This window comes from Streptomyces sp. PH9007, assembly GCF_059813725.1.
Genome location: NZ_CM187440.1, coordinates 3,681,559 through 3,693,465, shown reverse-complemented (window position 1 = coordinate 3,693,465; position 11,907 = coordinate 3,681,559). Strand labels below are relative to the sequence as shown.

The window sequence follows — 11,907 nt, the reverse complement described above, 5'->3', positions numbered from 1 at the left end:
CGGTAATCTGCCCGCATGACTGCGATCTCCAGGAGCCGGGGCCGACGGGCCATTCGTACCGCTGCCGCCGTCGGCGCCGTGTCGCTGGGCCTCGTCGTCCTGTCGGCCTGTGAGAAGCCGACGCCCAACGCGCACTTCACGCTCAACACGAACACCACCTCCCCCGAGGCGGACGCCGACTGCTACGGCCACGGCGAGACGCTGGGCGCGGAGCAGGCCCAGAAGTGCCTGACGGCCGCCACGGACGTACCGGTCTTCGACTACACCACCGGCGACGCGTTCCGGATCGGCGTGGACCCGAAGGTCGCCGACTCGGGCTGGCTGCTGTTCGTCAACGACCAGCCGATCGAGTACCAGCGCTACACCAGCACCTACCGCACGCTCTCCGGCGACCTGCTGTGGTCGCTGTCGCAGAACGCGATGCAGCAGTCCGGCGACGGCACGCTGCGGGTGTCGGTCGCCGAGGTGACCGAGGACTTCAGCCTGGAGAAGCTGACCGCCATCGCCCAGGCCGAGGGGCAGGAAGCGGTGCAGGCCGCCCTGTACGACAGCGTCAAGGGCGTGTGGAACGCCCAGCTGAGCCCCGACAGCGAGGACTGAGCCGGCCGTGGGCCGCGTCCTGGTGGTGACGGCCGTGGCCGCCGAGCGGGACGCGGTGCTGCGGGCGGTGGGTGGTGCTGATCCCGGTGGGGGCGCCGGGCGGTACGCGGTGCTGGCCGCCGGCGCGGGTCCGGCCGCGGCCGCCGCCGCGACGGCCTTCGCGCTCGCCCCCGCCGGCTCCGGCCCCGCCCCGTACGACCTGGTGATCTCGGCCGGCATCGGCGGCGGCATCGCGCCGCACGCCGGGATCGGCGACACCGTGGTGTCCTCCGCGCTCGTCGCCGCCGACCTGGGCGCGCAGACCCCGGGCGAGGGCCCGGAGGACTTCACCGACCTGGGCACCCTGGGCTTCGGCACCGCCGCGTACCCGGCGGATCCCGTACTCGCCCCGGCCGTGGCCGCGGCGCTGGGCGCCGTGCACGCCCCGGTGCTCACCGTCTCCACCGCGACCGGCACGGCGGCCCGCGCCGCCGAGCTGGTCCGGCGCCATCCGGGGGCCGCCGCCGAGGCGATGGAGGGGTTCGGGGTGGCCGAGGCCGCCGCCCGGGCCGGCGTACCGGTGCTGGAGATCCGTACCGTCTCGAACGCCGTGGGCCCGCGCGACCGGGCCGCCTGGCGGATCGGGGAGGCGCTGACCGCGCTCACCGAGGCGTTTGCCAGGATGGTCCCCGCCCTGGAGGACGGCCTCGGGGCTCGGACGGCAGAACGGAGCACCGCACCATGACGGACACCGGCACGCTGACGCTTCGCCACTCCCCCTGCCCCAACGACACCTTCGTCTTTCACGCCTGGTCGCACGGTCTGGTCGCGGGCGCGCCGCCGGTGAGCGTGGACTTCGCCGACATCGACATCACCAACGGCCTGGCCGAGCGCGGCGAGGGCGAGCTGCTGAAGGTCTCCTACGCCGTCCTGCCCTGGGTGCTGGAGGAGTACGCGCTGCTGTCCTGCGGCGGGGCGCTGGGCCGGGGCTGCGGTCCGCTGGTGCTCACCCGCGAGCCCGGCACGTCCCTGGCCGGGAAGACCGTGGCCGTCCCGAGCGAGCGGTCCACCGCGTATCTGCTCTTCCGGCTGTGGGCGGCGGCGAGCGTGCCGGCGCCCGGCATCGGCGAGATCCGGGTGCTGCCCTTCCACGAGATCATGCCGGCGGTCCGCGACGGGCTGGTGGACGCGGGCCTGGTCATCCACGAGGCGCGGTTCACGTACCAGGGGTACGGGCTGCACAAGCTGGCCGACATGGGCGAGTTCTGGGAGTCCACCACCGGACACCCGATCCCGCTCGGCGCGATCATCGGCAAGCGGTCCCTGGGCACCGAGCGGCTGACGGCGATCAGCGACGCCATCCGCGCCTCGGTGCGGCAGGCGTGGGCGGACCCGGCGGCGTCCCGGGAGTACGTGCTGGCGCACGCCCAGGAGATGGACCCGGCCGTGGCGGACCAGCACATCGGGCTGTACGTGAACGACTTCACGGCGGAACTGGGCGAGGCCGGCCACGCGGCGGTACGGGAACTGCTGACCAGGGCTGCCGGTCAGGGCCTGGTACCGCCGGTGGCCGGGGAACTGCTGCTGCCCCCGGAGGCCGCTGCGGCGGCGTCGGCGGAAGCGGCGGCGACGGGTCAGACGTCGAGCTGATCGGCGACCGCGCGCAGCATGCCCGCGATCTTCCGGCCGCTGTCCTTGTCCGGGTACCGGCCGCGCTCCAGCTGCTGGGTGACGTTCTCCAGGAGGGTGGTCAGGTCCTGCACGATCGAGGCCAGCTCATCGGGCTTGCGGCGCTGCTGCGCGGCGAGCGAGGGCACCGGGTCCAGGACGACCACCGACAGCGCCTGGTCACCGCGCTGGCCGGCGACGACGCCGAACTCGACCCGCTGACCGGGCTTGAGACTGTCGACGCCACTGGGCAGGGCGGAGGAATGGACGAAGACGTCAGCGCCGTCGTCGCGGGAGAGGAAGCCGAAGCCCTTCTCGCTGTTGAACCACTTGACCTTGCCGGTAGGCACGTGTCCTCGTCCTCGCACTCGTCCGCAGGAACCATCACAAGAGCAATACACAACGCGGCGGGCCCTCAAGGACCCGCTGTTCCAAGGCTAATCGCCGAAGCGCCCCTGGCAAGAGGCCACCGACACACGTCCCGGATCCCATGCTCCCACCCTTCACGATCAAGGTGAATGGCTTTTCTTGCCAGAAGGCGGGGTCACACTTCACTCTTGAGGGGTGAGCGGCTCCAATGACAACACCCTCGATCGTGGGGATCTGCTGGTACGGATCGGCGGCGTGATCTTCGCCGTGGGCGCGGTCGCGACCCTGATCACCTTCATTCCCCTCTTCGCCGGAACAGAACCCTTCCCCACGGCCGCGTACGCGGTGTCGATGCTGATGGGCCTGGGATTCGCCGTCGCCGCCTGCGGGCTGCTGCGCTCGGTGGCCCAGCAGCGCCGCAGGGACCGGGCGGCTGCGGCCTCCCTTCCACCGGCGGTGACCGCTCAGTCGGTCGCGCCGTAGCCGTCCAGCCAGCCGGGGAAGTGCGTCAGGTCCGGCAGTACGGTGCCGGCCCCGGCCTCGGTGAGCGCCGCCGCGTCGTAGGGGCCGGTGGCCACCGCGACCGAGTGCGCCCCGGCGGCGGCGGCGCCCCGTACGTCCCCGATGTGATCGCCGACGTACACCGTGGCGCCGTGCTCGCGCAGCGCGGTCGCCTTCTCCTCGGCCCACAGCGAGCCGATGAGCGCGTCCGGGCGCAGCCCGAGCCGGTCCAGGTGGAGCTGCGCGTTGGGCTGGTACTTGGCGGTGACCACGATCGCCCGGCCGCCGCGCGCGTGCACAGCGGCGATGGCCTCGGCCGCCCCGGCCATGGCGGGGGTGCCGGGGATCGCGTACTCGGGGTACATGGCGCGGTAGCGGTCGGCCATCTCCGGGACGCGCCCGGCGGGGAACCAGTGCGCCAGCTCCTCCTCCAGCGGCGGCCCGAGCCGGGTGACGGCGAGCGCCGCGTCGATGGCGACGCCGGTCTCGGCCGACAGCTTCTCGTAGGTGGCGCGGATCCCGGGCCGCGAGTCGATGAGCGTCATGTCGAGGTCGAATCCAACGGTCAGTGCCATGCGCCCAGTGTGCGGGAACGGGCCGCCGCGCGGCGTGGCCCGGATCACTGCGGGCCCAGGAATGCGTACGGCGACGGCGACTGTTGGCCCTCCCGTGCCCGCATCCACTGACGCCGCCCCGGCTCCCGCCCCCGCCACCCGTACGCGGCTGCCCACCGCCGTCCTCATCCTGGGGGTGGCGGTCTTCGCGCTCGGCACCTCCGAGTTCATGCTGTCCGGGCTGCTGCCCGAGGTGGCCGACGATCTGGACGTGTCGATCCCGACGGCCGGGCTGCTGATCTCGGCGTTCGCGATCGGGATGGTGGTCGGCGCGCCGGTGCTCGCGGTGGCGACGCAGCGGCTGCCGCGCCGGGTGACGCTGATCGGGCTGCTGGCGGCGTTCGGCGTCGGCCATGTAGTGGGGGCGCTCGCGGACGGGTACGCGCTGCTATTCGCCTCCCGGGTGGTGAGCGCGCTCGCGTGCGCCGGTTTCTGGGCGGTGGGCGCGGCCGTGGCGATCTCGCTGGTGCCGGTGGACGCCAGGGCCCGGGCCATGGCGGTGATGATCGGCGGACTGAGCATCGCCAACATCGCGGGCGTGCCCGGCGGCGCGTTCCTGGGCCAGCACCTGGGCTGGCGGTCCTCGTTCTGGGCGGTGACCCTCATGACGGCGGTCGCGCTGGTGGGTGTGGTGCTCTTCGTTCCCCGGGACCGCAAGGCGGCGGAAGGCGAGGCCACGGCACGCCCCCGGCTCCGCGAGGAACTGCGCGTCTACCGGGACGGCGCGGTGCTGCTGGCGATGGCGACCACGGTGCTGTTCGCCGCCGGAACGTTCTGCCTCTTCTCCTACCTCGCGCCGCTGCTGACCGATGTGACCGGGCTCAGCGAGTCCTGGGTCCCAGGCGTCCTGGTGCTGTACGGGGCGGGTGCGCTGGGCGGCACGATCGTCGGCGGGCGGGTCGCGGACGCGCACATGTTCGGCACCCTGTACGCGGGCCTGGGCGGCGCCGCGACGGTGCTGGCCGTACTGGCGCTCACCGCGCAGTTCCCGGTGGCGGCGGTGCTGCTGGCCGGGCTGCTGGGCTTCGCCTCGTTCCTGTGCGCCCCGGCCCTGAACGCCCGGATCTTCAACGTGACCGAGGGCGCCCCGACCCTGGCCGGCGCGACCGCCACCTCCTCGTTCAACGCCGGCAACACGCTGGGCCCCTGGGTGGGCGGCCTGGTCATCAACGCCGGGTTCGGCTACACGTGGACGGCGTGGGTGGGCGCGCTGATCGCCCTGGGCGGGCTCGGACTGGCCTTCGCCCAGTCCCGGCTGTCCGTGCGACGCTCGCGGGTGGTGACCGGCGGTACGGCGGGTCAGCCGGTGAGCAGCGAGAGCTCCGCGGCGACGTTGTAGCGGGCGGTGGCCTCCCAGTGGGCCGCCCCGTGCGGGGTGTGGAAGAGACGCGGCAGCGCGAGCAGCCGGCGCAGCACATCGGCGCGGCCGGTGCGGAAGGCGGCGTCCGGCACGAAGCCGTACTCCTGGCGGACCTCGGCGGCGTAGGCGGCGTACCGGGCCGGTGAGCCGGCCAGCACCCCGAGGTCGGCGTCGCACAGCGCCGCGCCGTTGGTGTCCCCGGGGCCGGCGTCGTGGGTGGCGGTGAGCCGGACCAGCCGGGCGACCTCGGCGCCGCGCTCGCCGGGCGGCAGCCGGTCCTCGGCGAGTTCGGCGCTCTCCTCCTCGTTGGTGGCGGCCTCGCGCGGGTCGTAGACGGCGTCGTGGAACCAGGCGGCGAGCCGTACCGCGTCCGGGTCGGCCGCGTACCGCTGGACGTCCAGTTCCTCCAGGCGGTCCAGCACGGCCCGCAGATGGGTGACCGTGTGGTAGCTGCGGTGCGGCTCCCGCCAGCGCCCCAGCAACTCCTGGGCCAGGGCGGGCGGCCCCGGGAACCGTTCGATCAGCGCGCTGTCGTCCTCATGACCACTCACCCGGGCATTGTGCACGGAAAGCGGCCGCCGTTCACGGCCGCGCCGTCTTCGCCCGCGTCCGGCCGCATCACGGCGCCCCGGCCGGGGAAGGGCTCAGCCATGTCTGACACCCGGCCACTCCTCGAAGTCATCGCCCTCACCGCCCAGGACGCCCGCGCGGCGTGGGAGGGTGGGGCGGATCGCATCGAGCTGGTGACCGGCATGGAGTACGACGGGCTGACCCCCGACGTGGCGACGGTAACCGCCGTCCTGGCCGCGACGGCACTGCCGGTACGGGTGATGCTGCGCTCCGGGGCCGGGTTCGGCGCGGCCGGGACCGAGCGGCTGTGCGAGACGGCCGGGACGCTGCGGGCGGCCGGGGCGCGGGAGTTCGTGCTCGGCTTCCTGGACCGGGACGGGGCGGTGGACCTGACCGCCGTACGGGCTCTGACGCGGGAACTGGCGGGCGCGCCCTGGACGTTCCACCGCGCGCTGGACCACAGCGCCGACCGGGCCGCGGCGCGGGCCGCGCTGCGCGGGCTGCCGGGCCTGGACACGGTGCTGACGGCCGGCGCGGCCGGCGGGGTGACGGACGGGCTGCCGGTGCTGTGCGCGGAGGCCGCGGCGCCGCCCGGCGGGCCCCGGCTGATGGCGGGCGGCGGGCTGCGGCTGGGCCATCTCCCGGCGCTGCGGGCGGCCGGGGTGGACGTCTTCCACATCGGCGGTGCGGCGCGCGAGGGCGGCAGTTGGGCGGCCCCGGTGTCGGCGGCGGCGGTACGGACCTGGCGGCGGGCCCTGGACGAGGCGGCGGACGGCGCGGGGGCGGCGAGCGCGGCCGGGACGAACGGAGCGAACCGAGCCAACACGGAGATGTACGGCCGCTGATCACCCGCCTACACTCGGGCCCATGTCCGTACTCGAACACATCGGCGCCTGGGGCCTGCTCGCGGGCGGCACGATGCTGCTGGTGGCCACCGTCATGAACCGCACCGCCAAGCGCGGCCCCAAGATCAAGCAGGGCGGCATCGCGGTGGCCGCGATGGCCCTCGGCGCGCTGGTGCTGCTCAACGGCTGACGGCCCGCGACCGAGGGCCGGCGGGTCAGATGTGTTCCATCACCATCACGGCCGAGGTGTCCGGTGCCAGGGCGCGGAAGGTGTGGGGGGCGTCGCCCGGGTAGGAGATGTAGTCCCCCGGGTGCAGTTCCTCGGGGGAGTCGGCGGGGCCGATCAGGGCGCGCCCGGTGGCCAGGACGGCGTGTTCGACCGTTCCCGGCATGTGCGGGTCCGATATCCGGGGCTCGCCCGGCTCGATGAGGATCCGGTAGATGTCGCGGCGCGCGCCGGGCGGGCAGGTGGCCAGGACGACCGCTGTGTAGTCGGCGCGCTCCGAGCGGGTCGCCGGGCCCTCGCCGGCCCGGATGACCCGGGTGACGGGGCGGGGCGGGTCCACGAGGTGACTGAACGGGACGCCGAGCGCCACCCCCAGCGCCCACAGCGTCTCCACGCTGGGATTTCCGGTGCCGTTCTCCAACTGGGACAGGGTGGACTTGGCGATCCCGGCGCGCCGGGCGACCTCGGTCAGGGACAGACCGGTCCGGGTGCGCTCGCGGCGGATCGAGGCCGCGATGGTGCCGATGAGGTCCACTGACGGCTCCCTGTCGTTCGGTCGGCGCTACCGGCTGTTCGCCTTGACGAACGGCCTCCTGTGCGTTCACTCTACTGGACATGCTTTCGATATGGCGAACGCTTGATCGCGACAGCCGGCGGGCCGTCGTCCTGATCGCCGTCGCCTACTCCCTCATCGGCGCCTCCTTCGGCGCCATCGCGGTCTCCGGCGGGCTGCCCCTGTGGGTGCCCGTCGTCATGTCCCTGTTCGTGTTCGCGGGCGCCTCCCAGTTCGTCACCGTGGGGGTGATCTTCGCGGGCGGCGGAGCGGTGGCCGCCGTCCTGGCGGGCCTGGTGCTCAACGCGCGGCTGCTGCCGTTCGGCTTCGCCGTGGCCGGCTCGTTCGGCTCCCGCTGGTGGAGCCGGCTCATCGGCGCGCACACCCTCACCGACGCCTCGGTCGGCTTCGTCCTGCGGCACCAGGACCCGGCCCTGCGCCGGGCCGCCTTCTGGGCCGGCAACATCGCCGGGTTCCTCGTCTGGAACGTCTTCACGGTGCTGGGCGCGCTGGCCGGCGACGCCCTCGGCGACACCGACGCGCTGGGCCTGGACGCGGCCCTGCCCGCCATCCTGCTGTCGCTGGTGCTGCCGTCCGTCACCGGACGCGGCGCCGAGCGCCGCGCCCGCCGCCGGGCCGCGCTGCTGGGCGCCGTGCTCGCCGTGGCCGCCACCCCGTTGCTGCCCACCGGAGTGCCGGTGCTGCTCGCGCTCGCCGCGCTCCCCCTCACCCTGCTGCGCGACACCCCGCCGCCGAAGGCACCGCCCGGACCATCCGCGCCGGTGACACCGCCCGCACCGCCCGCACCGGAGACACCGTGACGCTGCCGCTGACCGCCATCGCCGTCCTCGCCGGCGGCACCCTCGCCTTCCGGCTCGCGGGCCCGCTGCTGCACGACCGCCTCGCCCTCGGCGACCGCACCCGCGCCCTGCTCACCGACGCCGCGACCCTGCTGCTCATCGCGCTGGTGGCCACCGCCGCGCTCACCGAGGGCCAGGGCGCGGCCGGCTGGTCACGCCCCGCCGGGGTCCTGGTCGCCGCCGTGCTCGCCGTACGCCGCGCCCCGCTGCCCGTGGTCGTCCTCGCGGCGGTCGCCACCACGGCCGTCCTGCGGCTGTGCGGGGTGCACTAGCGCGTCCCGCACACAGGGCGCGGACCCGGGAGGCAGCTCCCCGGGGCCCCGTCGGCCCACCCGCTGCCCCGAACGCCCCATGTGCGGTGCCCACAAGGGCGTTGGCCGCACACGGGGCCGCGTCGCGGTGTATGCAGGGACGAGTCTCATCGCGTCGTCGGAAAGGACTGTCATGCGGGGTCGGGGTTTCGGAAAGCACCGGGAAGCGGAGAAGCCGCTCGCGTCCAGGGCCCCCGCCCCACCGTCGGCCGCGCCGACCGGCCGCGCCTCGGCCATGGCCCTGCAACGCAGCATCGGCAACACCGCGTTCTCCGCCCTGGTCACCGGGGCGGCCTCGGCCCACTCCGCCGATCACGACGGGACCGCGCCGGTCCAGCGGACGGCGGAGGAGTCGCCGGAGCGTCCCGGGCCCGCCGCCGGACACGCCGCGCCCGAGCTGCGCGACGTGATCAGCCGGATGGCGCAGGAGCTCCATGTTCCCCCGCGCCTGCTGGAAATGGAGCTGTTCGCCTCGGAGAACATCATCATGAGCATCGGCTTCGACGAGCGGTACGCACAGCTGCCGGTACGCGAGGCCCTGACCCGGTTCGCGCCGGAGTTCACGAGCATCTGCGGCGAAACCGCCAATCTGCTGCGTCAGTTCACCTTCCAGACCGAAAGCAGGCCGTCCAGCGCACCGCTGCACCAGCTCATCGCCGAGATCCGCAGTCCCGGTAACGCCAATCTGCAGATCCAGGGCAACGGCCACGCGTTCTTCGTGGAGAAGCGCGGGACCACCTGCCGGATCATGCAGAGCTACATCGGGCAGTACTCGCTGATGGACTCGCTGGAGGGGAAGGAGGGGGCAGGCGCCGGCAGCGTGGAAGCCGAGCAACTCGCCCGGAACCTTGAGGAGATCGGGGCCCACCATCTCCAGGAGGACAGCGTGCACGACCTGGAGCGACAGCTCTTCGGGGGCGCGCTGCTCAACCGCGACGACGTCAAGGACGGCGTGGTGCGCTTGAACTACGCGCGTACCCCCCACGTCGCCGACGCCGAGGAGCAGCGGCGGCGTATCGATGAGCAGCGGAGCCGACACGCGGCCGGCTGGCAGAAGGCCAAGGACTTCGAGGGGAACACCGGCGACTTCGCCATGACGTTGTTCAGCTGACCTGGTCGCCCGCCTCGAAGGCCCGCCCGATTGCGCGCCCCGGACGGCCGGTCGCGCACCGGCGGAAGGCGTCGTCGCAGGCGCGGGGCGCCGGGCGGGCCGCCCCGCCCGGCGGGTACCACCTACCGTGCCGGCCCGCAGCGACCGGACGGGCCCGCCGAGCGGCAGTTCCCGGCGCCGGCTACGCCTGCGCCAACTCCTCCGGCAGCGGCGTCGCGTGCACCACCGTCAGCCCCGACACCGCACGGGTCAGCGCCACGTACAGCCGCCGCAGCCCGGTCCGTTCGTCCGGCTCGCCGTCCACGACGGCCGCCGGCTCGTCCAGTACCACGTAGTCGTACTCCAGGCCCTTCGCCAGCGACGCGGGCACCAGCGTCAGCCGCGCCGACTCCGACGTCTCCTGCCCCGGCGTGAGATGCGCGAGCCCGGCCGCCGTCAGCGCGGCCGACAGCACCGGGACGCGCGCGTCCGCCGCGATCAGGCCCACCGAGCCCTCCCGTCCCAGGGCCTCCCGGCACGCCGCCACCCCCGCCCCGTCCAGCTCCTCCACCGGCACCTCGCGCAGGACCAGCGAACCCTCCGAGTCCCGGATCGAGGTCGCCTCCGACAGCTCGGGCGCGATCGCCGGCAGCAGCCGCGACGCGTACGCGATCACCTTGCGCGGCACCCGGAACCCCTGCGTCAGCTCCTCCACCACCGCCTCCGGCTTGCCCAGATGCGCCAGCGCCTCCTCCCACCCCGAGGTCGCCCACGGCGTGGTGCCCTGCGCGATGTCGCCCAGCACCGTCACCGAACCCGTGCTGCACCGGCGCCCCACCGCCCGGTACTGCATCGGCGACAGGTCCTGCGCCTCGTCCAGCACCACATGCCCCAGCGACCCGGTCCGCTCGATCAGGTCGCGCGCCTCGTCGATCAGGACGGCGTCGGCCGGGGACCAGCGCGCCGACTTCACCCCGCGCGCCGGGCGCTCCCACAGCAGATGCTTCTGCTCCTCCTCGTCCAGGATCCCCTCGGCCGCCCGGGCCAGGAACTCCGCGTCCGACAGCAGCCGCAGCACCAGCTTCACCGGGTCGACCAGCGGCCACACCTCCTTGACCACCGCCTTCACGGCGGGGTTACGGGCCACAGCGTTCTGCACCCGGTCATCCGGCGCCTCCCCGGCCGCCTCCATCCGGACCAGCACGGCGTGCGCGATCCGCTGCGGCAGCGCGTCGCGGGCCGCCCCGTACCGGATGTCGCGGGCCAGCAGCTCCGTCACGATCGCGGCGATCTCGTCCACCGGCACCCGCCAGCGCCGCGAGCCGCGCACCACCACCACGCCCTCCGACGGGGTGGTGCGCACCCCGGAGCGCACCGCGCGGCGCAGCACCTCCGCCATCCGGGCGTCGCCCTTGAGGCGGGCCGTGCCGGAGGGATCGGTGCCCCGGATCTCGATGCCGCCGCCGGCCACCAGGTCATCGACCGTCGCCTGCTTGACCTCCAGCTCGCCGAGCGCCGGCAGCACCTGCTCGATGTAGCGCAGGAAGGAGCGGTTCGGTCCGATCACCAGGGTGCCGCTGCGGGCGAGCCGGTCGCGGTAGGCGTACAGCAGATACGCCACCCGGTGCAGGCCGACCGCCGTCTTCCCGGTGCCCGGCGCCCCCTGCACACACACCGAGCCGCTCAGCCCGGCCCGGACGATCTCGTCCTGCTCGGGCTGGATGGTGGCCACGATGTCCCGCATCGGGCCCACGCGCGGCTTCTCGATCTCGCGCTGGAGCAGCGCCGAGGAGCGCTCGGCCTCCGCCGGGTCGGTGAGGTGCTCGTCCTCGTACGCGGTCAGCTCGCCGCCGTCGTAGCCGAAGCGGCGGCGCAGCGCGACGTCCTGCGGGTCCTTCTTCGAGGCGCCGTAGTAGGGGCGGGAGGCGGGGGCGCGCCAGTCGATGACCATGGGGTCGCCGCCCGCGTCGTGCACGTGCCGGCGGCCGATGTAGAAGCGGCGGCCGGTCTCGTCGTCCGCCTCGCCCAGGTCGTGCTCGTAGTCGACGCGGCCGAAGAACAGCGGGGTGTGGGCCAGGTCGGCCAGGGACTTGATGCGCGCGGCGAGCTCGGAGGCGAGCACCTCGGCGTTGACCCAGTTCGCGGTGACGTCGCTGATGTCCAGGCCCTCCGCCTCGGCGCGCATCGTGCGCAGCGCCGCGCGGGAGGCCGCGAGGTGGGCGCGCTCCGCGTCCAGGGGGGTGGAGAGGGACGGCTGGTCCGCGGGCATGGCGAAGCCTCCGAGGCGAAAGTGACGAGAAAGGGGGTGCCGGCCGGTTACCGTGCGGCCGGCTCCACTCCCGACCGGGAGGGAGGCAGACG

At 74.1% G+C, this 11,907-nt stretch carries 15 protein-coding genes; 10 read left to right on the top strand and 5 right to left on the bottom strand.

Annotation, left to right across the window (positions count from 1 at the left end):
• Positions 1-15 precede the first annotated feature (15 nt).
• The 3 genes from ACTFAP_RS16965 to ACTFAP_RS16955 are packed head-to-tail and all read left to right on the top strand — an operon-like array spanning position 16 to position 2,229.
• Positions 16-600 (top strand): hypothetical protein, encoded by a 585-nt coding sequence (locus tag ACTFAP_RS16965; RefSeq protein WP_500466747.1) that lies wholly within the window; start codon positions 16-18, stop codon positions 598-600.
• Between the two features lie 7 nt (positions 601-607).
• On the top strand, positions 608-1,324 hold the full coding sequence (locus ACTFAP_RS16960) for a futalosine hydrolase (RefSeq protein ID WP_500466746.1): 717 nt from the start codon (positions 608-610) through the stop codon (positions 1,322-1,324).
• Entirely contained in the window at positions 1,321-2,229 is a 909-nt protein-coding gene (locus tag ACTFAP_RS16955) for a 1,4-dihydroxy-6-naphtoate synthase (protein WP_500466745.1), read from the top strand. The genes ACTFAP_RS16960 and ACTFAP_RS16955 overlap by 4 nt, the downstream gene beginning before the upstream one ends.
• On the opposite strand, the gene ACTFAP_RS16950 is transcribed toward ACTFAP_RS16955, so the two are convergent.
• On the bottom strand, positions 2,214-2,597 hold the full coding sequence (locus ACTFAP_RS16950; RefSeq protein ID WP_030729435.1) for a cold-shock protein: 384 nt from the start codon (positions 2,595-2,597) through the stop codon (positions 2,214-2,216). The genes ACTFAP_RS16955 and ACTFAP_RS16950 overlap by 16 nt on opposite strands.
• A gap of 214 nt (positions 2,598-2,811) precedes the next feature.
• On the opposite strand from ACTFAP_RS16950, the gene ACTFAP_RS16945 reads away from it, so the two are divergent.
• Positions 2,812-3,099, top strand: a complete 288-nt coding sequence (locus ACTFAP_RS16945; protein WP_495681349.1) for a hypothetical protein — start codon at positions 2,812-2,814, stop codon at positions 3,097-3,099.
• On the opposite strand, the gene ACTFAP_RS16940 is transcribed toward ACTFAP_RS16945, so the two are convergent.
• On the bottom strand, positions 3,081-3,692 hold the full coding sequence (locus ACTFAP_RS16940) for an HAD family hydrolase (protein ID WP_390125331.1): 612 nt from the start codon (positions 3,690-3,692) through the stop codon (positions 3,081-3,083). The genes ACTFAP_RS16945 and ACTFAP_RS16940 overlap by 19 nt on opposite strands.
• Positions 3,693-3,753: 61 nt before the next feature.
• Between ACTFAP_RS16940 and ACTFAP_RS16935 the strand changes: the two genes are divergently transcribed.
• Positions 3,754-5,070 carry a Cmx/CmrA family chloramphenicol efflux MFS transporter gene (locus tag ACTFAP_RS16935; RefSeq protein ID WP_500466744.1) on the top strand — a complete coding sequence of 439 codons (1,317 nt, stop codon included), beginning with the start codon at positions 3,754-3,756 and terminating at the stop codon, positions 5,068-5,070.
• On the opposite strand, the gene ACTFAP_RS16930 is transcribed toward ACTFAP_RS16935, so the two are convergent.
• Positions 5,031-5,642 (bottom strand): HD domain-containing protein, encoded by a 612-nt coding sequence (locus ACTFAP_RS16930; protein ID WP_495681347.1) that lies wholly within the window; start codon positions 5,640-5,642, stop codon positions 5,031-5,033. The genes ACTFAP_RS16935 and ACTFAP_RS16930 overlap by 40 nt on opposite strands.
• 99 nt (positions 5,643-5,741) lie before the next feature.
• Between ACTFAP_RS16930 and ACTFAP_RS16925 the strand changes: the two genes are divergently transcribed.
• Positions 5,742-6,506 carry a copper homeostasis protein CutC gene (locus ACTFAP_RS16925; RefSeq protein ID WP_500466743.1) on the top strand — a complete coding sequence of 255 codons (765 nt, stop codon included), beginning with the start codon at positions 5,742-5,744 and terminating at the stop codon, positions 6,504-6,506.
• Positions 6,507-6,528: 22 nt separating this feature from the next.
• Entirely contained in the window at positions 6,529-6,696 is a 168-nt protein-coding gene (locus ACTFAP_RS16920; RefSeq protein ID WP_390125319.1) for a hypothetical protein, read from the top strand.
• 25 nt (positions 6,697-6,721) lie between these two features.
• On the opposite strand, the gene ACTFAP_RS16915 is transcribed toward ACTFAP_RS16920, so the two are convergent.
• Positions 6,722-7,258 carry a helix-turn-helix domain-containing protein gene (locus ACTFAP_RS16915; RefSeq protein WP_495684964.1) on the bottom strand — a complete coding sequence of 179 codons (537 nt, stop codon included), beginning with the start codon at positions 7,256-7,258 and terminating at the stop codon, positions 6,722-6,724.
• Positions 7,259-7,347: 89 nt separating this feature from the next.
• Between ACTFAP_RS16915 and ACTFAP_RS16910 the strand changes: the two genes are divergently transcribed.
• The 3 genes from ACTFAP_RS16910 to ACTFAP_RS16900 all read left to right on the top strand — a co-directional run bounded on the left by ACTFAP_RS16910 (position 7,348) and on the right by ACTFAP_RS16900 (position 9,567).
• Positions 7,348-8,106, top strand: coding sequence for an AzlC family ABC transporter permease (locus ACTFAP_RS16910; protein WP_495681345.1), 759 nt, complete (start codon positions 7,348-7,350; stop codon positions 8,104-8,106).
• Positions 8,103-8,417, top strand: a complete 315-nt coding sequence (locus tag ACTFAP_RS16905) for an AzlD domain-containing protein (RefSeq protein WP_390125315.1) — start codon at positions 8,103-8,105, stop codon at positions 8,415-8,417. The genes ACTFAP_RS16910 and ACTFAP_RS16905 overlap by 4 nt, the downstream gene beginning before the upstream one ends.
• A gap of 274 nt (positions 8,418-8,691) precedes the next feature.
• A complete protein-coding gene (locus tag ACTFAP_RS16900; protein ID WP_500466742.1) occupies positions 8,692-9,567 on the top strand; it encodes a hypothetical protein in 876 nt (291 codons plus the stop codon).
• A 181-nt stretch (positions 9,568-9,748) separates the two neighbouring features.
• On the opposite strand, the gene ACTFAP_RS16895 is transcribed toward ACTFAP_RS16900, so the two are convergent.
• Positions 9,749-11,815: a HelD family protein gene (locus ACTFAP_RS16895; protein ID WP_500466741.1), complete on the bottom strand. Its 2,067-nt coding sequence runs from the start codon at positions 11,813-11,815 to the stop codon at positions 9,749-9,751.
• Positions 11,816-11,907 lie beyond the last annotated feature (92 nt).